This is a genomic window from Rhodanobacteraceae bacterium (assembly GCA_016713135.1).
Lineage (GTDB): Bacteria > Pseudomonadota > Gammaproteobacteria > Xanthomonadales > SZUA-5 > JADKFD01.
In genome coordinates this window covers 334753-353525 of record JADJPR010000007.1, presented here as the reverse complement: position 1 = coordinate 353525, position 18773 = coordinate 334753, and the positions used below count along the sequence as shown (strand labels likewise).

Annotated in this window: 17 protein-coding genes; 8 read left to right on the top strand and 9 right to left on the bottom strand. The window is 69.9% G+C overall.

Annotated elements, in window-relative coordinates; translation table 11 throughout:
• The first annotated feature begins 110 nt into the window (after window positions 1-110).
• Entirely contained in the window at window positions 111-1064 is a 954-nt protein-coding gene (locus IPK27_09860; GenBank protein MBK8067916.1) for an isoaspartyl peptidase/L-asparaginase, read from the top strand.
• 1972 nt (window positions 1065-3036) lie between these two features.
• Here the strand turns inward: IPK27_09860 and IPK27_09855 are convergent.
• Together IPK27_09855 and IPK27_09850 are read right to left on the bottom strand one after the other, a co-directional pair.
• The gene (locus tag IPK27_09855; GenBank protein MBK8067915.1) at window positions 3037-3363 is read right to left on the bottom strand and encodes a zinc ribbon domain-containing protein; all 327 of its coding nucleotides are present in this window, start codon (window positions 3361-3363) and stop codon (window positions 3037-3039) included.
• A 58-nt stretch (window positions 3364-3421) separates the two neighbouring features.
• Window positions 3422-4018: a riboflavin synthase gene (locus IPK27_09850; protein MBK8067914.1), complete on the bottom strand. Its 597-nt coding sequence runs from the start codon at window positions 4016-4018 to the stop codon at window positions 3422-3424.
• An 89-nt stretch (window positions 4019-4107) separates the two neighbouring features.
• On the opposite strand from IPK27_09850, the gene IPK27_09845 reads away from it, so the two are divergent.
• The 3 genes from IPK27_09845 (at window position 4108) to IPK27_09835 (ending at window position 10094) form a co-directional block, all read left to right on the top strand.
• Window positions 4108-4494, top strand: coding sequence for a hypothetical protein (locus tag IPK27_09845; GenBank protein ID MBK8067913.1), 387 nt, complete (start codon window positions 4108-4110; stop codon window positions 4492-4494).
• Window positions 4491-5591 carry a hypothetical protein gene (locus IPK27_09840; GenBank protein MBK8067912.1) on the top strand — a complete coding sequence of 367 codons (1101 nt, stop codon included), beginning with the start codon at window positions 4491-4493 and terminating at the stop codon, window positions 5589-5591. Before IPK27_09845 ends, IPK27_09840 begins: the two co-directional genes overlap by 4 nt.
• A 177-nt stretch (window positions 5592-5768) precedes the next feature.
• Window positions 5769-10094 (top strand): DEAD/DEAH box helicase, encoded by a 4326-nt coding sequence (locus IPK27_09835; protein MBK8067911.1) that lies wholly within the window; start codon window positions 5769-5771, stop codon window positions 10092-10094.
• Between the two features lie 213 nt (window positions 10095-10307).
• On the opposite strand, the gene ribD is transcribed toward IPK27_09835, so the two are convergent.
• The 4 genes from ribD to IPK27_09815 form a co-directional block, all read right to left on the bottom strand.
• Window positions 10308-11375, bottom strand: a complete 1068-nt coding sequence (gene ribD, locus IPK27_09830) for a bifunctional diaminohydroxyphosphoribosylaminopyrimidine deaminase/5-amino-6-(5-phosphoribosylamino)uracil reductase RibD (protein ID MBK8067910.1) — start codon at window positions 11373-11375, stop codon at window positions 10308-10310.
• 20 nt (window positions 11376-11395) lie between these two features.
• Window positions 11396-11866, bottom strand: coding sequence for a GNAT family N-acetyltransferase (locus IPK27_09825; GenBank protein ID MBK8067909.1), 471 nt, complete (start codon window positions 11864-11866; stop codon window positions 11396-11398).
• A gap of 4 nt (window positions 11867-11870) precedes the next feature.
• Window positions 11871-12392, bottom strand: a complete 522-nt coding sequence (gene nrdR, locus IPK27_09820; GenBank protein MBK8067908.1) for a transcriptional repressor NrdR — start codon at window positions 12390-12392, stop codon at window positions 11871-11873.
• A gap of 102 nt (window positions 12393-12494) precedes the next feature.
• The gene (locus IPK27_09815; GenBank protein MBK8067907.1) at window positions 12495-13748 is read right to left on the bottom strand and encodes a serine hydroxymethyltransferase; all 1254 of its coding nucleotides are present in this window, start codon (window positions 13746-13748) and stop codon (window positions 12495-12497) included.
• A 26-nt stretch (window positions 13749-13774) separates the two neighbouring features.
• Between IPK27_09815 and aceF the strand changes: the two genes are divergently transcribed.
• From aceF to IPK27_09800, 3 genes are all read left to right on the top strand, one after another.
• Window positions 13775-15304: a dihydrolipoyllysine-residue acetyltransferase gene (aceF, locus tag IPK27_09810; protein MBK8067906.1), complete on the top strand. Its 1530-nt coding sequence runs from the start codon at window positions 13775-13777 to the stop codon at window positions 15302-15304.
• Window positions 15305-15451: 147 nt separating this feature from the next.
• Window positions 15452-15874, top strand: a complete 423-nt coding sequence (locus IPK27_09805; protein MBK8067905.1) for a SufE family protein — start codon at window positions 15452-15454, stop codon at window positions 15872-15874.
• A 3-nt stretch (window positions 15875-15877) separates the two neighbouring features.
• A complete protein-coding gene (locus IPK27_09800) occupies window positions 15878-16513 on the top strand; it encodes a GPP34 family phosphoprotein (protein MBK8067904.1) in 636 nt (211 codons plus the stop codon).
• A gap of 127 nt (window positions 16514-16640) precedes the next feature.
• Here the strand turns inward: IPK27_09800 and dksA are convergent, their stop codons facing one another.
• Window positions 16641-17003 (bottom strand): RNA polymerase-binding protein DksA, encoded by a 363-nt coding sequence (gene dksA / locus IPK27_09795; GenBank protein ID MBK8067903.1) that lies wholly within the window; start codon window positions 17001-17003, stop codon window positions 16641-16643.
• A 466-nt stretch (window positions 17004-17469) separates the two neighbouring features.
• Between dksA and IPK27_09790 the strand changes: the two genes are divergently transcribed.
• Window positions 17470-17730 (top strand): PqqD family protein, encoded by a 261-nt coding sequence (locus IPK27_09790; GenBank protein ID MBK8067902.1) that lies wholly within the window; start codon window positions 17470-17472, stop codon window positions 17728-17730.
• On the opposite strand, the gene IPK27_09785 is transcribed toward IPK27_09790, so the two are convergent.
• Together IPK27_09785 and IPK27_09780 are read right to left on the bottom strand one after the other, a co-directional pair.
• Complete coding sequence (locus IPK27_09785) at window positions 17727-18470, bottom strand: zinc-dependent peptidase (protein ID MBK8067901.1); 744 nt, start codon at window positions 18468-18470, stop codon at window positions 17727-17729. The two genes, IPK27_09790 and IPK27_09785, sit on opposite strands and share 4 nt — an antisense overlap.
• Window positions 18471-18473: 3 nt before the next feature.
• On the bottom strand, window positions 18474-18707 hold the full coding sequence (locus IPK27_09780; protein ID MBK8067900.1) for a hypothetical protein: 234 nt from the start codon (window positions 18705-18707) through the stop codon (window positions 18474-18476).
• Window positions 18708-18773: the final 66 nt, after the last annotated feature.

The following is an 18773-nucleotide window of genomic DNA, read 5'->3' as shown; positions in this document are numbered from 1 at the left end:
CCGGGCCGGTGCGGCTGGCGGAACTGACCGTCGCCGGCGACCAGGGCGAGGACGCCGACTGAAGTCCGGCTTCCCCGGGGCGCTCAACTTCAACGCAGGGAGCCAGCAGCATGACCGATTCCAGCAACTGCCGCCTGGTGATCCACGGCGGCGCCGGCGTGATCGACCGCCGATCGCTGTCGCCCGAACGCGAAGCGGTGTTCCGCGCGGCGCTGGCGCGCATCGCCCACGCGGCCTGGGCGCGGCTGCAGGCCGGCGCCAGCGCGCTCGACGTGGTCGAGTCGGCGGTGCGTGAGCTCGAAGACTTCCCGCTGTTCAACGCCGGCCGCGGCGCCGTGCTGAACGCGCAGGGCGTAGTGGAACTGGATGCCTCGATCATGGACGGCCGCACGCGCAGGGCCGGCGCAGTGGCCGCCGCGCGCACGGCGATGCACCCGGTGAGCCTGGCGCGCGCCGTGATGGAGCGCACCGAGCATGTGCTGCTGGTCGGCGAAGGCGCCGAGCTGTTGGCCGCCCGCATCGGCGCCGAGCGCGCCCCGCCCGCCTATTTCATCACCGCGGAGCGCGCCGAGCAGCAGCGCCTGGCCGCGCTGCAGGGCAAGGTCACGCTGGACCACGACCCGCTGTTCAACGCGCCCGATCCCAAGGACAAGCGCGGCACCGTGGGCGCCGTCGCGCGCGATGCCCACGGCCACCTCGCCGCCGCGACGTCCACCGGCGGAATGACCAACAAGCACCCCGGGCGCGTCGGCGACACCCCGGTGGTCGGCGCCGGCACCTGGGCCGAAGACGCCACCTGCGCGGTCTCCGCCACCGGCCACGGCGAATACTTCCTGCTCTCGGCGCTGGCGCACGATGTCCACGCGCGAATGGCCTACGGCGGCGCCGCCTTGCCCGCAGCCTGCGCCGGGGCACTCGGGCGGGTTGGAGAACTCGGCGGCACCGGCGGGCTGATCGCCATCGACCGCGACGGAGCGATCGCGATGCCGTACAACTCGGAGGGGATGTACCGGGCGTGGGTGCGGGCGGATGGGGTGGTGGGGGTGGCGATCTACTCGGATTGAGGGCGTGTGGCTTTTGGCTTTTGGCTTTTGGCTTTTGGCTTTTGGCTTTTGGCTTTTGGCTTTTGGCTTTTGGCTTTTGGCTTCTGGCTTCTGGCTCTGGGCTTCAGGATCAAGAGCAAAAGCGTTTCGGCCTGACGGCCGAGTCACTTCTTTCTGCTTGCCCAGAAAGAAGTAACCAAGAAAGAAGGCACCCCACTTCCGCGCCCCGTGTGCATCGTGCACACGGGGTTCCCTGCGGTGCTCGCGCCTTGCAGGCCGCTGCGCAACTCGCACATCCATGTGCTCGAACATGCTCGCTTTCCCCTGCAGGTCGCTCCGCTCCTCGGCGCTCCACAGGGGACCCCATTCTTCCTTCGACCCGGCTTCCTGCCTGGTCTTCGAGGCGAGATCTTAGTTTGTGGTCCTCGGCCAGTATCGAGAGCGAAGCGTTAGCAGCAGAGCAGTAGCTTCTGGCTGTCGCTTCGCTTCTGGCTGTGGCTTCGCTTCTGGCTGTGGCTTCGCTTCTGGCTGTGACTTCGCTTCTGGCTGTGGCTTCGCTTCTGGCTGTGGCTTCGCTTCTGGCTGTCGCTTCGCTTCTGGCTGTCGCATAGCTTCTGGCTCTGGCTTCCCTCCGCTCAAGACCCGCAAGCCGGCTGACCCGCCACACCTCAAGAACCAGGCAGGAAGCCGGGTCGAAGAACCCGGGGCCCCTCGGGAGCGCCGAGGAGCGGAGCGAAGCGCAGGGGAAAGCGAGCATGTCCGAGCACAGGGGTGAGCAGTCGCACGCTTGCGCCGCATGCGGCGCGCGGCTGCGAACGCCCGGCGGCTGTGCCGACGGGCCGGACCAGCGAGTTGCGCAGCGGCCTGCGCTTCGTGAGCACCGCAGGGGACTTGCCGCGCACGACGCGCGGCAAGCGCGGACGCGGGGTGCCCTCTTTCTTGGTCACCTTCTTTCTGGGCAAGCAGAAAGAAGTGACTCGGCCGTCAGGCCGAAACGCTCTTGCCCTTGATCTTGAAGCAAAAGCGAACAAGCAAGGAGCGGCAGGCGGCAGGCGGCAGGCGGCAGGCGGCGGCAAACGATCGCGGGCGGCGCCCGCTCCCACAAGTGCCAAGGCGACAGCAAACAACGAAAGTGGCAGCAGCAGCCGTCAGAAGCGCATGCCACCTCCCCACGCAGCGCAACTCGCACGTGGTTTCGCGCCTGGCTGTGACTTCGCTTCTGCGGTTGCTTCCCTCCGCTCAAGACCCGCAAGCCTGCTGACCCGCCACACCTCAAGAACCAGGCAGGAAGCCGGGTCGAAGGAACCCGGGGCCCCTCGGGAGCTCCGAGGAGCGGAGCGAAGCGCAGGGGAAAGCGAGCATGTCCGAGCACAGGGGGAGCAGTCGCACGCTTGCGCCGCGGCGCGCGGCTGCGAACGCCCGGCGGCTGTGCCGACGGGCCGGACCAGCGAGTTGCGCAGCGGCCTGCGCTTCGTGAGCACCGCAGGGCACCGGGCGCGCCGGATGCGCGGCCGGCGCGGACGCGGGGTGGCCTTTCTTTTGGTGACTTTTCTTTGGCCACTCAAAGAAAAGTCACTCGGCCGCCAGGCCGAAACGCTGTTGCTTCAATAGCCTAAAGCAAGCAGCGAAGGCGAAGAGATCGCGGGCAGAGCCCGCTCCCACAAGGGCTTAAGCGACAGCCACCGCGACAGCGACAGCGACAGCAGAGATCACGGGCGGAGCCCGCTCCCACAAGGGCTTAAGCAACAGCGACGCCGACAGCGACAGCGACAGCGACAGCGACAGCGACAGCAGAGATCACGGGCAGAGCCCGCTCCCACAAGGGCTTAAGCGACAGCGACAGCAGAGATCGCGGGCGGAGCCCGCTCCCACAAGTGCCAAGGCGACAGCAAACAACGAAAGTGGCAACAGCAGCCGTCAGAAGCGCATGCCACCACCCCACGCAGCGCGACTCAACGCGCCGCGCCAGAGCGGCGAAGCCGCCGCGCTGAAACTAGCCCCCGGCCGGCGCCGCAGGCGCCGCGGGCTTCGCCGGTTCACTGGCTGGTGCCGGCTTGGCATCGCTACCGGACGAAGCAGTCTCCGCAGACGGCTTGGACTCGCCCGCCGGCTCCACCAGGTTGCGCTTCTTGTCGCCGTCGCCCTTGAAATCGGTCTCGTACCAGCCACCGCCCTTGAGCCGGAAGGCGGCCGCGGTGATGGCGCGCTTTACCTGTGGTGCGCCGCAGCTGGGGCAATCGGTGGGATCGGGATCGGACAACTTCTGCAGGCGGTCGAAGCGCTTGCCGCAGCTCAGGCATTCGAATTCGTAGATCGGCATGGCGGGACTCGGGGAAGTCGAAACGCAGCTGGCGGAAATGGGGGCTGCCGGCGCAGGTTCAAGCACGCGCGGACATCAGGCGCTCGACGTAGCGGGCGAGCAGGTCGATCTCGATGTTGACCGCATCCCCGACCGCCATCGTGCCGAAACTGGTGTGCGCCAGGGTGTGCGGGATCAGGTTCACGCCGAAGCCGGTCGGGTGGAGTTCGTTGACCGTCAGGCTGACGCCATTGACCGCCACCGAGCCCTTGCTGGCGATGTAGCGGCACAGCTCGGGCGGAACCTCGAAGACCCAGCGCTGCGAGCGGCCATCGTCGTGGATCGAGGCCACCCGCCCGACGCCATCGACATGCCCGCTGACGAAGTGGCCGCCGAGCGGCGTTGCCAGCGTCAGCGAGCGCTCGAGGTTCACGGGATCGCCTTCGCGCAGCCGGCCCAGCGTGGTGCATGCCAGGGTTTCGTTCGAAACGTCGGCTGCGAAGCCCCCGGCGTGCGGGTCGAGCGCGGTCAGGCAAACGCCGGACACCGCGATGCTGTCGCCCGGCCGGGTACTGGCGAGGTCGAGGCCGGCTGCGTCGATGCGCATGCGCAGATCGCCGCCACGCGGCTCGAGCGCGGCCACGCGGCCGACGGCCTGGATCAATCCGGTGAACATGGGAAGTTTCGATGAATGGACTGCGCGCAGGCTGCCATATCCCACGTGCCCTCGGGTAAAGTGTTGCGAACTGTCTCGGATTCCGGTTCATGCCGATCATCCACACCCAGTGCCCGCGGATCGAATCGCCCTGCGCGCAATTGCCGGCATTCGCGCCGGGGCAGAAATCCACCTTCTGCGATCTGTGCCAGAAGCGGGTGCACAACCTGTCGGCGATGACTACGCGTGAACGCGCGGCACTGCTGGCCGGCGGCGGACCGCTGTGCGTGCGCTATGCGCGGCTGATACCCGCGGCCGCCTTGCTGCTGGCCAGCCATGGCGCGATGGCGCAGGACAGCGAGGAGGAAGGCTCACAGATGGAGGTGGTCGAGATCACCGGCGGTGGCATCCGGACCGTGACAGAGCCCATATTCCTGCAGAGCGAGACCGAGGACGACGCCTGGATGGATCCGCCGCCAGCGCCGGAGAATCGATGAGGGCGCTGATCGCCGCCGGGCTGCTGGCGCTGGCCCTGCCGCTGCAGGCGGCGCCGGAGGCGCGGTTGATCGAGAGCGCGCGGCGTTCCCTGGTGGACTGTCAGCTGGCGCAGCCCGAGCAGTCCCTCGCTCCGGCGTGGTTGCTGCGCCTTGAAGCCTTGCAGCGCCTGGCGCGGCACGCAGAGCAGGCGCAGGATCTGGCCAGCATGACCGAACTGGCGGTGCTCGCCCGCCTGCGCCGCGCGGAAGCCTTCGAGATCGAGGATGTGTACGCCGCCGAGTGCCGGATCGACGTAGCCAGCGGGCTAAGCCGCGCGCTGGGGTCCATGCGCGCGGCCGACCCGGTGGTGGTGCGCGATACCGCCTGGGTACCGCTGGTCACCGCCGGGGGCGAGTATCTGGGCGCCGGCCTTGTCTTCGAACGCGTCGACGGCGCCTGGCGCTGGTCGGGCTGGGACAACCGCGTGCTTGCCCGCAGTGCGCAGACCCATGCGCTGTCGCTGGAACTCGGGGCGGTCCGCGCCATGCCCGACGACGACGACCACTACCGGCGCTGCATCGACCAACTGCCACCTGCGCCGATGCCGCGGCCAGAGGCGGAACTGCTGGCCGAGGAGGGCGCGGTCGAGGAACCCCTGCACGACACCAGCAATGCCCTCGGCGCGGCCCAGCGCCAGGCCGCGCTGCGCTTCGCCGAGGGCCGTGGCGAGCCGCCGTCTGCGAGCGCAAAGCTGATCCTCGCGGAAATCCTGCTGCGCTCGCTGGACTTCGAGGGTGCGCCGGAGTTTCCCGGGGAACGCTGGCGCCAGCGCGTGCAACGGGCCGAGGCGCTGATCGCCGACGCGCAGCGGAACTCGGTCGACTGGCAGCGGATGGCTCCGATCCTCTCCTGGCTGGCGCGCGCGCACGAGTCCGGCCAGGGCGGCCTCAGCATCGATCCGGCGCTCGCCATGCGCTATCGCCAGATGGCACTCGGTTCGGCGAATGCCGATGGACTGGACATCCTCAGGGATCTGGAGTCGCAGTCGTGGATGCCGGCCCCGCCGGGCCATGACCTGCGCTTCGAGGTGCACGTCGAAGAGTTGCGCTGCGAGTGAAGCTCCGCGCGTAGGCCGCTGTATCGCGCAGCGATTCAGCGGCGCTGTCGGGCGGCAGGTACCCGCTGAACGCGCGCGGCGCGTACAGCGCGCTACGCTGACGGTTCCTGCCACCACACCCGCCGCAACCATCGGCGTTCACCTGGGTTCGCCGGGATGCCGCCGCATAATCGGGCGATGCCACTCGCCGCCTTCCATCCCGCCGTCACCCGCTGGTTCGCCGCTGCCTTCGAGGCACCGACGCCGGCGCAGGCGGCCGCATGGGCGGCGATTGCGCAGGGCCGGCACACGCTGGTGGCAGCGCCGACGGGCTCGGGCAAGACGCTTGCGGCCTTCCTGCACGCGCTCGACGCGCTGGTGCGCGAGGCGCTGGCGGGCACGCTCGGCAATGCCACGCGGGTGGTCTACGTCTCGCCGCTGAAGGCGCTGTCGAACGATGTGCACCTGAACCTGGAGCGCCCGCTCGCCGGTATTTCCGCCGAACTGGAAGCCCTCGGGCTGCCGCCGATCGAGATCCGCAGTGCGGTGCGCACCGGCGACACCCCGCAGGCGGAGCGCGCGAAGTGGCGCAAGCGGCCGCCGCACATCGTGGTGACCACGCCGGAATCGCTGTACATCCTGCTCGGTTCGGACTCCGGGCGCGCGATGCTGGCGGGCGTGGGCAGCGTGATCGTCGACGAGATCCACGCGCTGGCCGGCAACAAGCGCGGCGCGCACCTGGCACTGACGCTGGAGCGGCTGGACGCGCTGTGTGGCCGGCGGCTGACGCGCATCGGCCTGTCGGCGACCCAGCGACCGCTGGCCGAGGCCGCGCGCTTCCTGGTCGGCAACGCGGCCATCGCGGCGGATGGCACGCCCGACTGCGCGATCGTCGATGTCGGCCAGGCGCGAACGCGCGACCTCGCGCTGGAACTGCCGAGCGCGCCGCTGGCGCCGGTGATGTCGAACCAGGTCTGGAGCGAGGTCTACGCGCAACTGGCCGATCTGGTGCGCGCGCACCGCAGCACGCTGGTGTTCGTCAACACCCGGCGGATGGCCGAGCGCGCGGCGCGGCATCTGTCCGAGCACCTCGGCCACGAGAGGGTCGCCGCGCACCACGGCAGCCTCGCGCGCGAGCGCCGGCTGGACGCCGAGCAGCGCCTGAAGCGCGGCGAACTCGCGGTGCTGGTCGCCACCTCCTCGCTGGAACTCGGCATTGACATCGGCGACGTGGACCTGGTGTGCCAGCTGGGTTCACCGCGCGCGATCGCCGCCTTCCTGCAGCGCGTCGGCCGCTCCGGCCACAGCCTGCGCGGGCTGCCCAAGGGGCGGCTGTTCCCCACCTCGCGCGACGACCTGGTCGAATGCGTGGCGCTGCTGGCGGCGGTCGGCCGCGGCGAACTGGAGACGCTGATCGTCCCGCCCGCACCGGCCGATGTGCTGGCGCAGCAGATCGTCGCCGAAGTCAGCTGCGGCGAGTGCAGCGAGGCGGATCTCTACCAGCGCCTGCGCGGCGCCTGGCCCTACGCGCAGCTGTCGCGCGAGGACTACACCGCGCTGGTGCGCATGCTCGCCGAGGGCTACACCACCCGGCGCGGGCCGCGCGCGGCCTACCTGCACCGCGACGCGGTCAACGGCATGCTGCGCGCCCGCCGCGGCGCGCGGATGACCGCGCTGACCAGCGGCGGGGCGATTCCAGACACCGCCGACTACCCGGTGGTACTGGAGCCCGAGGGCATCGTCGTCGGCAGCGTGCACGAGGATTTCGCGATCGAAAGCCTGGCCGGCGATGTGTTCCAGCTGGGCAACCAGAGCTACCGCATCCGCCAGGTCGACCGTGGCCGCCTGCGGGTCGAGGACGCGCAGGGCCTGCCACCGACCATCCCCTTCTGGGTGGCCGAGGCGCCGGGACGCAGCGATGCGCTGTCGGCGGCGGTGTCGCGCCTGCGCGCGCAGGCCGCCGCGCTGCTGCCGCCCGAGCACGACAGCCAGCCGCCGACGCAGACACTGTACGACTGGTTGGCCGACCGGCCCGGCATCGGCGCCGCCGCGGCGCGCCAACTGGCCGATTACCTGGCCACGGCGAAGGCCGCGCTCGGTGTGCTGCCGACCCAGGCGGACCTGGTCATGGAACGCTTCTTCGACGAGTCCGGCGGCACCCAGCTGATCATCCATTCGCCTTTCGGCACGCGCCTCAACCGCGCCTGGGGCCTGGCGCTGCGCAAGCGTTTCTGTCGCCGTTTCAACTTCGAGCTGCAGGCGGCCGCCACCGACGACGCGATCATCCTGTCGCTGTCCACCAGCCACAGCTTCCCGCTCGCGGATGTCGCGCGCTACCTGCATTCCAACTCGGTCGGCGAGGTGCTGGTGCAGGCCCTGCTCGACGCGCCGATGTTCGGCGTGCGCTGGCGCTGGAACGCGACCACCGCGCTGGCGCTGCCGCGCTTCGTCGGCGGCACCAAGGTCGCCGCGCCGCTGCAGCGGATGCGCGCCGAGGACCTGCTGGCCACGGTGTTTCCGGACCAGGTGGCGTGCCTGGAGAACATCGTCGGCGAGCGTGAGGTGCCGGACCATCCGCTGGTGGCGCAGACAATGCGCGACTGCCTCGACGAGGCGATGGACCTCGACGGGCTGACTGCGCTGCTCAAGCGGGTGGAAGCCGGCGAGGTGCGGATCCACGCGCGCGACCTGGCCTCGCCCTCGCCGCTGGCGATGGAGATCCTGTCGGCGCGGCCCTATGCCTTCCTCGACGACGCGCCGCTGGAGGAACGCCGCACCCAGGCGGTGCAGGCGCGCCGCTGGGTGGATCCGGAGAGCGCCGAGGACTTCGGCCGGCTGGATCCAGCGGCGATCGAACAAGTGCGCAGCGACGCCTGGCCGCAGGCGCGCGATGCGGACGAGTTGCACGAGGCCCTGGTCGGCGTGGGCTTCCTGACCCCGGATGAGATCGCGCGCGAAGCCGGCTGGCCGCGGCTGCTCGACCAGCTGGTCGCCGCGCGCCGTGCCACGCGGCTGGATGCGCCGGCCGTATGGGTCGCCGCCGAACGCCTGCCGCAGTGGCGCGCGCTGGCACCGGAAGCCGCGCTGGCACCGGCCATCGATGCGCCGGCCGAGTACGCCGCGCAGGCCTGGGAGGCGGATGCCGCGCTGGTCGACGTCCTGCGCGCGCGGCTGTCGGGCCTCGGGCCGACCACGCTGACCGCGCTCACCCGGAGCCTGCACGCGCTGTCGCCGGCCGCGATCGAGTCCACGCTGATCGGGCTGGAGGGCCTGGGCTATGCAATGCGCGGTCAGTTCAGCGGCACCGGCGAACTGGAATGGTGCGAGCGCCATCTGCTCGCACGCATCCACCGGCTGACGGTGCAGCGGCTGCGACGCGAGATCGAGCCAGTGGAACCCGCCGCGCTGGTGCGCTTCCTGAGCCACTGGCAGGGCCTGGCCGGCGACGCACGCAAGACCGGCCCGGAAGCGCTGGCGGCGGTGCTGGCGCAACTGGAAGGCTGGGAGGCGCCAGCCGCCGCCTGGGAGAGCGAGATCCTGCCCGCGCGCGTGGCCAGTTACGAGGCACGCTGGTTGGACGAATTGTGCCTGGCCGGAAGGCTTGCCTGGGCGCGGCTGCGGCCACCGGCCGATCCGGCGCGCGAGTCCTCCGGGCCGGTGCGCGCCACGCCGATCGTGCTGCTGCCGCGGCGCGAGTACCCGCGCTGGGCGGCGCTGGCCGCCGGCGGCGAGGCGCCTGCGCTGTCCTCGCGTGCGCGCCGCGTGCATGAGTGCCTGGCCGCCCAGGGTGCGAGTTTCTACGACGAGTTGCAGGGCGCCACGCGGCTGCTGGAAAGCGAACTCAACGACGCGCTCGGCGAGCTGGTCGCGGCCGGGCTGGCGCACGCCGACAGCTATGCCGGCCTGCGCGCGCTGCTCGCGCCGGCACAGCGCTCGCCACGGCGCGCGCGCCGGATGGCGGCGTGGGCCGGTGTCGACAGCGCCGGGCGCTGGTCGCCAATCCGGCGCGCGCCGGCTGAGCGCGACGATGCGATGACCGAGCACATCGCGCGGGTGCTGCTGAAACGCTGGGGCGTGGTCTGCTGGACGCTGCTGCGGCGCGAGGCCGCGTGGCTGCCACCCTGGCGCGAGCTGGTGCTGGTCTACCGCCGCCTGGAAGCGCGCGGCGAGATCCGCGGCGGACGCTTCGTAGCCGGCCTGTCGGGCGAGCAGTACGCGCTGCCCGAGGCCGTCGCCCTGCTGCGCAGCCTGCGCGCCCCGCGCGCGGCGTTGGAATGGACTTGCGTCTGCGGTGCCGATCCGCTGAATCTGCTCGGCCACGTGCTGCCCGGCGACAAGCTGCCGGCGCTCGCCGGCACCCGCGTGCTCTACCGCGACGGCGTGCCGGTGGCGACCCTGGTCTCCGGCGAGTTCCACGCCCTGCCGGCGCTGCCGCCCGCGGAAGCGTGGCCGGCGCGGCAGATGCTGCTGCGCGGCGCACGCAGACTGGATGCGGTCATCGCGCCGGCGCCCGGGCCGGCGTAGCCCGTACCGCCCCCCCCCCCCCCGCCCCCGCCCCCGGCCCCCCCGCGGCCCCCCCGCGCGCCCCGCCCGGGCCCCCCCCCCCCCCCCCCCCCCCCCCCCCCCCCCCCCCCCCCGCGCCCCCCCCCCCCCCGCTCAGCGGTTCTCGGGGTGCTTGCCGCAAGCACCCGGTGAACGCGCTTCGCACGCACACCGGGCTACGCCTAGCGTTCCTGGTCACGGGATGGGGGCCGCCCGCAGCAGCACGCGCAAATCCTCGCCGACGCGCTCCACGCCGTGCCACTGCCAGCGGCTCGCCTCGTCCAGCGATACCGGCCCGGGCAGGCTGAGCGCCGGGCGCGCGTCGTGGCCGAGCAGCTTGGGTGCGAGGTACCAGACCAGTTCGTCGACGAGGCCGGCGGCGACGAAGGCGCCCGCAAGGCGCGGGCCGGCTTCGACCAGCACCTCGTTGTGGCCGCGCGCGCCGAGGGCGAAGGCCAGGCGCTGCAGGTTCAGGCGCCCGGCGGACGCGGGGAGCGAGATGCGCTCGACGCGGCCGTCGAGCTCCGGTCGCTCCGACGCGCTGGGACCGGTGACCCACACGATCGGCCCCGGTTCGCCGAGCATCCGCGCATCCGCCGGCAGGCGCGCCCGGGTGTCGAGCACGATGCGCTCTGGCGTGACGTGCTCGATGTCGGGCAGGCGCACGGTCAGGCGCGGGTCATCGTCGAGCACACTGCCGATGCCGGTCAGCACCGCACTGGAACGCGCACGCCAGCGCTGCACGTCGGCGCGCGCCGCGGGCGAGGTGATCCACTGGCTGCGGCCATCGGCCAGGGCGCTGCGCCCGTCCAGCGACAGTCCGAGCTTGACCCGGATCCACGGCCGGTGGCGGGTCAGGCGCGATACGAAGCCGAGGTTCAGTTCGCGCGCATCGTCCTCGCAGACGCCCAGGTCGACCTGGATCCCCGCCGCGCGCAGCCGTGCGATGCCGGCGCCATCGACCTGCGGAAACGGATCGCGCAGCGCCACGACCACGCGCGCCACGCCGGCCGCGATGAGCGCGTCGGCGCAGGGCGGCGTGCGCCCGTGGTGCGCGCAGGGTTCCAGGGTGACGTAGGCGGTCGCCCCGCGCGCGCGCTCGCCCGCCATGCTCATCGCATGCACCTCCGCATGCGGCTCGCCGGCGCGGCGGTGCCAGCCTTCGCCCACCACCTCGCCACCCAGCACCAGCACGCAGCCGACACGCGGATTCGGATGGGTGGTGCAAAGGCCCAGCGCCGCCAGTTCCAGCGCGCGGCGCATATGGCGCACATCGGTCTCGCTCACAGCGCGCGCTCCATCAGCGTGACCGAGCGGCCGCCGAGCGGCAGCGTGGCGGTCGCGACAAAGCCGCAGCGCTGGTACATCGCGGGAGTACCGGGCGTGAACAGGTAGACGCGCGGGAAGCGGAGTCCGGCGGCATGCGCGATCAGGGTGCGCACCAGCGCCTCGCCAAGGCCGCGCCCACGGCAATCGGGGCGCACATACAGGCTGGCCAGCCAGGGCGAATACTCGGCAAACTCCGGCACATCTGTCTCGATCAGGCTGACCGATCCGGCCAGGCCGCCGTGTGCCTCCAACCCGATCCAGGTGATCGGATAGGGTTCACTGGCGACGTGCGAGGCAAGTTCCACGCGCGCGTCTTCCAGCGACCAGTTGGCCACCAACCCGCGCCACTCGGCGTGATGCCACTGTGCCAGCGCATCCACATGCTGCGGCTGCGCCGACAGCGTCTCGATGCGCCAGCCGGGCACCGCCTCAGCCCTTCTTCGGCGGCGGCGCCAGCGGCAAATCGAGCAGCGGCAACTGCTGCGCCGACAGTCCCGGCAGCTCCTTCTCCAGCTTCTCGACCTCCTCGCGGAAGGCCTGCACATCCTCGAAGCGGCGGTAGACCGAGGCGAAGCGCACATAGGCCACCTGGTCGATGCGCTTGAGTTCCTCCATCACCCACTCGCCCATCTTGCCGGCGGGGATTTCGCGCTCGCCGCTGGTCCGCAGCTTGCGCACCACCACGTCGATGACCCGATCGATGTCCTCCACCGAGACCGCGCGCTTCTCGAAGGCCCGCGCCAGCCCGCCGCGCAGCTTCTGCTCGCTGAAGGCCTCGCGCCGGCCATCGCGCTTGACGATCTGCGGCAGCTTGATTTCCGCCGTCTCGTAGGTCGAAAAGCGCGCATTGCAGCCCGGGCACTCGCGGCGCCGACGGACCTGCAACCCGTCCTCGGTGACGCGCGAGTCGACCACGCGGGTGTCTTCGTGACTACAGAAGGGGCAGCGCATGGTCAGCAGCAGTCAAAAGTGAAAAGTGAAACGTCAATCGCGCACGCAGCAAGACCGCAGCCCGCGCACGCATTGACGTTTTCCGTTTGACGTTTCACCGCCTCACCCGTACACCGGAAACTGCCGGCACTGCGCCGTCACCGCCTCGCGCACGCGAGCAATCACGGCTTCGTCGGTGGGGGCGTCGAGCACGTCGGCGATCCAGCCGGCGAGTGCGGTGGCTTCGGCCAGGCCGTAGCCGCGGGTGGTGATGGCGGCGGTGCCGATGCGCAGGCCGCTGGTGACGAAGGGCGAGCGCGGGTCGCCGGGGACGGCGTTCTTGTTGACCGTGATGTGCGCGGCGCCGAGCGCGGCTTCGGCGTCCTTGCCGGTGAGGTCGTGGCCGACCAGGCTGAGCAGGAACAGGTGGTTCTCGGTGCCGCTGGAGACGATCTTGTAGCCGCGCTCGATCAGCACCTTGGCCATCGCCTTGCAGTTGGCGATCACCTGGGTCTGGTAGGCCTTGAACTCCGGCTGCAGCGCTTCCTTGAAGGCCACCGCCTTGGCCGCGATCACATGCATCAGCGGGCCGCCCTGGGTGCCGGGGAAGACCATCGACTGCAGTTTCTTCTCGATCTCCGGGTTGGCCTTGGCCAGGATGATGCCGCCGCGCGGGCCGCGCAGGGTCTTGTGGGTGGTGCTGGTGACCACGTCGGCGTGCGGGATCGGGCTCGGGTAGACGCCCGCGGCCACCAGGCCGGCGATATGCGCCATGTCGACCACGAAGTACGCGCCCACGGACTTGGCGATCGCCGCCATGCGCGCCCAGTCGATCACCTGCGAGTAGGCCGAGAAGCCACCGATCAGCATCTTCGGCTGGTGCTCCCGCGCCAGGCGCTCGATCTCGGCGTAGTCGATCAGCTCGGTGCTCATGTCCAGGCCGTATTGCACCGCGTTGAACACCTTGCCGGAGAAATTGACCTTGGCGCCGTGGGTCAGGTGGCCGCCGTGCGCCAGGCTCATGCCGAGGATGGTGTCGCCCGGATTGAGCAGCGCGAAGTAGACCGCGGCATTCGCCTGCGAGCCCGAATGCGGCTGCACATTGGCGTACTCGCAGCCGAACAGCTGCTTGGCGCGCTCGATCGCCAGCGCCTCGGCCACGTCCACGAACTCGCAGCCACCATAGTAGCGCTTGCCCGGATAGCCCTCGGCGTACTTGTTGGTCAGCACCGTGCCCTGCGCTTCCAGCACCCGCGGTGAAGCGTAGTTCTCCGAAGCGATCAGTTCGACATGGTCTTCCTGCCGCTGGCGCTCGGAAGCGATCGCCTGGGCCAGGTCGGGGTCGAACTCGGCAATAGTCATCGTGCGCGGAAACATGGCGGGAAGGGTCCGAAGGTGGGGGCATGGAGCATAGCAACGGGGGGTGGAGCTGGTGTTGGTATTGGTTGTTGGTGTTGGTTGAAGCGCGGCGAGCCCGCTGTTGTCTTTGCTTGAACCAACACCAAGAACCAATACCAACACCCGCTTCACCACCACCGCCTGCGGACGCCTTGCCGCCTCCTGTATTGTCAGCGGCTGTCGCAAGCCGTCGGGGAGACGCCATGGCCATCGTCGAAGCCAAAGTGCCGGACATCGGCAACTACAAGGATGTTCCGGTCATCGAGTTGCTGGTCAAGCCGGGCGATGTGGTCAAGGCCGACCAGGGCCTGGTGACGCTGGAATCGGACAAGGCGACGATGGAAGTGCCCTCCCCGGTGGCCGGCACCATCGTCGAACTCAAGGTCAAGGTGGGCGATTCGCTGGGCGAGGGCAAGCTGGTGGCGTTGATCGACAGCGCTACGGCGCAAAAGCCCGCAGCAGCCGCCGCGCCCGCGCCCGCGGCTGCGCCCGTTGCACCGGTCCCGGCGCCTGCGCCTGCGCCCGCCGCTGCGCCGGCACCGGCGCCTACCCCTGCCCCAGCGCCCGCTGCTGCGCCTGCCGCGCCCAGCATCAGCGCCTCCGCGAGCGAACTGCCGCCGGCATCGCGCCCGCACGCCAGCCCCGCCGTGCGCCTGTATGCGCGCGAACTGGGCGTGGACCTGACCCGCGTGTCGGGCTCCGGGCGCAAGAGCCGGATCACGCGCGAGGACGTGCAGGGCTACGTCAAGCAGGCCCTCGCCGCGCCGACGCAAGCGGCGAAACCCGCCGCGGCCGGCGGCGGGCTGAACCTGCTGCCCTGGCCGGTGGTGGATTTCGCCAAGTTCGGCGCGATCGAAACCCAGCCACTGTCGCGTATCAAGAAGATTTCCGGCGCCAACCTGGCGCGCAACTGGGCGATGATCCCGCACGTCACCCAGTTCGACGAAGCCGACATCAGCGAGATGGAGGCTTTCCGCAAGAAGCTCGGCGAGGAAAACAAGGACCTCAAGGTCACCCCGCTGGTGTTCCTGATCAAGGGCGTGGTGGCTGCGCTCAAGCGTTTCCCGCAGTTCAACGCCTCGCTCGACGCGAGCGGCGAGAACCTGGTGCTGAAGCGCTACTTCCACATCGGCATCGCGGTCGACACTCCGGACGGCCTGGTCGTCCCGGTGATCCGCGATTGCGACCAGAAGGGCCTGCTCGACCTGGCCAAGGATTTGTCGCTGGTCTCGGCCAAGGCGCGCGACCGCAAGCTCGGCCCTGGCGACATGTCCGGCGGCTGCTTCTCGATCTCTTCGCTCGGCGGCATCGGCGGCCACGCCTTCACCCCGATCATCAACGCGCCCGAGGTGGCCATCCTCGGCGTCAGCAAGAGCGCGACCAAGCCGGTCTGGAACGGCAAGGAATTCACCCCGCGCCTGATGCTGCCGCTCTCGCTGAGCTACGACCACCGCGTGATCGACGGCGCCGACGCGGCGCGCTTCACCGCCTACCTGGCGCAGCAGCTGTCGGATATCCGGAGGTTGCTGCTGTGAGGGTGCCGCGGTGATCGGGCGTTACGTCAGGAGGGCACGAGGGCACGAGGGCGCGAGGGCACGAAAAAGCCCGAGCTTGCTGCAGAGTCGCTCTTGCGTGCCCTCGTGCCCTCGTGCCCTCGTGCCCTCGACGCCAAACGCGCACGCATGAGCGCCGCACTGATGGACTCCCGCCAACAAGACATCGTCGACGAATTCGCCCTGTTCGGCGACTGGTCGGAGCGCTATCAGTACCTGATCGACTTGGGCAAGCAGCTGCCAGCGTACCCGCAGGACGACAAGGTGGAGGCATGGCGCGTGCTCGGGTGCCAGTCGATGGTGTGGCTCAAGCCTTCCGGCAACCGCGATGCGATGGTGTTCGAAGCGACCAGCGATTCGGCCATCGTCAGCGGCCTGATCGCGCTGGTGCTGCGCGTATATTCGGGCCGTCCCGCGGCGGAGATCCTCGCCATCGAACCCGAGTTCATCGAGCGCATCGGCCTGTCGGGCCACCTCTCGCCCACGCGCAAGAACGGCCTCGCCGCGATGCTGGCGAAGATCCGGGATTACGCGCGGGCGGCGCTGGGCTGATCGATGTTGCTGGCCGAACAACTGCTCCTGCTGACCATCGATCCCACCGGCGGACTGGTCGGCGCCGGCGCGAATGCCAGCAGCCGCGACGCGATGGCACGCGCGCTGCTGGTGGAACTGATCGTGCAGGGCGCGGTGATCCTGGAGTCCGGGAAGTTGCGCGTGGTCGATCCGCTACCGCAGCCGCACCGGCTCCTGACGCAGGCCCTTCGGGTGATCGGCGATGAGGCCCAGACGCCGGCAGCGACGATCTCGCGCCTGCGCCGGCGCCTGTGGGAGGTACGCGGCGAGTTTCTCGACGGATTCGTGCGACTGGGAATTCTGCACCAGTTGCCGGGCGGCCTGTTTGGCCGCTTCGGGCGCACCCGTTACGCGCTGCAGTCCACGCAGACTCGCGCGGAGCTGGTAAGTCGGCTCAATCGCGGTGCACAGACGCCCAGCCTGGATGACCTTCCGGCGCTCGCGCTCGCGTTACTGGCGGAGTTCTCCGGACTCGCACAGCACTTCCTGGAAAACGAGACACGCCTGCGTCTGCGTCGCTGGGCCTACGCGATGCGACCCTCGCCGACCGCGATTGCCGGCGGCGCCGGCGCTCCGCGCTCGCGCCTCGCGGCGATGCTGGCAGTACTGGAGGTATAGCGATACGACGGAAGGGGCGGGATTGACCGCACGTAGCCCGGTGTGCGCGCGCAGCGCGCTCACCGGATGGCTTGCGGCAAGTACCCGGAGAACGCTGTGCGTACTCCGGGCTACCCTCCTGCGACTCTCAGTCGCCCATCTGGCGCTGGCGGTGTTCCCAACGCTCCTGCGCATCGAGGCACAAGGTAGCGATCGGACGCGCTTCCAGGCGCTCGATGCCGATTTCCTCGTCGGTCTCTTCGCAATAGCCGTAACGGCCGTCTTCGATGCGCTTGAGCGCCTTGTCGATCTTGCCGATCAGCTTGCGGTAGCGGTCGCGAGTGCGCAGTTCGAGCGAATTCTCGGTCTCGCGCGTGGCGCGTTCGGCCTCGTCGCCCACGTCGCGCACTTCATCGCGCAGGTTTTCGATGGTCTGCTGCGACTCCTCGATCAGCTCCTGCCGCCAGATCACCAGCTTGCGGCGGAAATACTCGAGGTGCTCGCTGGACATGTACTCCTCGCCCGCACGCGGGCGATAGCCCGGCGGCAGCTCGACCTTCGCCACGTAGCCCTCCGGCAGCGGCAGGTCCGCGGGGCTGGTGCCGAGATCGGCACGGGCGCTGTTATCGAGCTTGGCGCGTGCTGCGCCGTTCTTGTCGCTGGGGCGCGCTGCCTTGGACGGTACAGCGCTTCCGCCCTGGGGCGCCTTGGCCTTGGCCTTGGTGGTCGCCATTTCGATTGATTCCTCCGTCACTTCGAGCCGCCCGGGCACGATTGCAGGCGCCGGGGCGCCGGAAAGCAAGCCCCGATGTATAACCCAAGGCCATGACAGCGGCAAGCTCGACCCGCCATACGGTCGTTTACATCCCGAAGCCGGGATTCGATCAGCACCCCGGCCTTGTATCTTGACGCGCGTGCAAACGCAGTCCGGCATTGGGCGATGATTGCGGGGCAACCGAGCCGGGGAAGGAACCAGGATGAGCGTGCGACTGCGATCAGGTGTCGTGACACAGGTGCTGAACGGCGAGATGGTCCTGCTCGATGCCACTGCCGGGCGTTACTACGATCTCAACGCCAGTGGCACGCTGATGCTGCAGCAGCTGCTCGGCGGGGCGGATCCCGAGTCGACGGTCATGGAAGTCATCCGGCGCTTCGATGCCCCCGCGGAGCAGGTGCGCGCGGATCTTGCGGGGCTGCTGCAGTCGCTGCAGGCGGTGCAGCTGATCGAGACCGATTAGCCGGCGTAAAAGCGCCGGAGCAGCCCGGCCACTTGCGGGTAGGCCGCCTCCAGCAACTCGGGCGCAAGGAAGTGGTACTCGCTGGTCACCGCGAAGAACTCCTCCGGCGCGGTGGCTGCATAAGGGTCGATCGGCGCCTGTGATTCATCCTCATCGGCGATCCGCGCGAGCTCGTCGAAGGCCTGCTGGAAGACCTGCTGCCACTCGCGCGCGGCAATCGAGCGTGGCAGCGGCGGCATGCCGTCGGCCTCGCCCTCACGCGCATCCAGCTTGTGCGCGATTTCGTGGACCACCACGTTCTGCACATCGTCCGGCTGTTCCAGGTCCAGGCGCAGGTCTTCCCAGGACAGCACCAGGGGACCGCGGTCCCAGGATTCGCCGGCCAGGTCCTCATCCCACTCGTGGACCACGCCGGTGGCGTCGTCGTCGTGCGTGCGTCGCGCGCGGAAGCCGCCGGGATAGACGATCACGTCACGCCAACCGCCCAGCCACGGATAGCCGAGCGCCAGTACCGGCCAGCAGGCAAGCTGCGCAATCGTGGTACGGACTTCAGCGGTGATTTCGAATTCGTGCGCGCCGTGGAAGCGCTTGTCGGCGAGGAAACGGCCGGTGTAATCGCGCAGGGTGCTAACGTCCGCCGGGCTCAGGCAGCCGAGCGGCGGGAGTCGTTCAAGGTTGCGCTCGAAGGTCGCCGCATCGGGTTCGACGCGGCGACCGGAGCGTCGCCACCAGCGCAGCACGGGCTATTTGAAGGCACCGGGCAGGAAGGAGTGCCATTCGACGCTGATGTCGCTGCCGCCATCGGAAGAGGAGTGCGCGCGGTCGCCCGAGTCGCTGCTGTTGCCGGCGATGGCGCCGCTGGTGATGCACACCTCCCGGCCCTGGGCGCCGGGCGCCTGGCTGTAGACGCCGATCACGCCCAGCACGGCGTAGACCGCCAGCACCAGGAAACCGAATCGAATGCGTGTGGAGTTCATGGCTCACCTCTACGAGCTTGATGCTCGGACGGTCATTCGCACGAATCGTGCCAGCGGCGACACTAC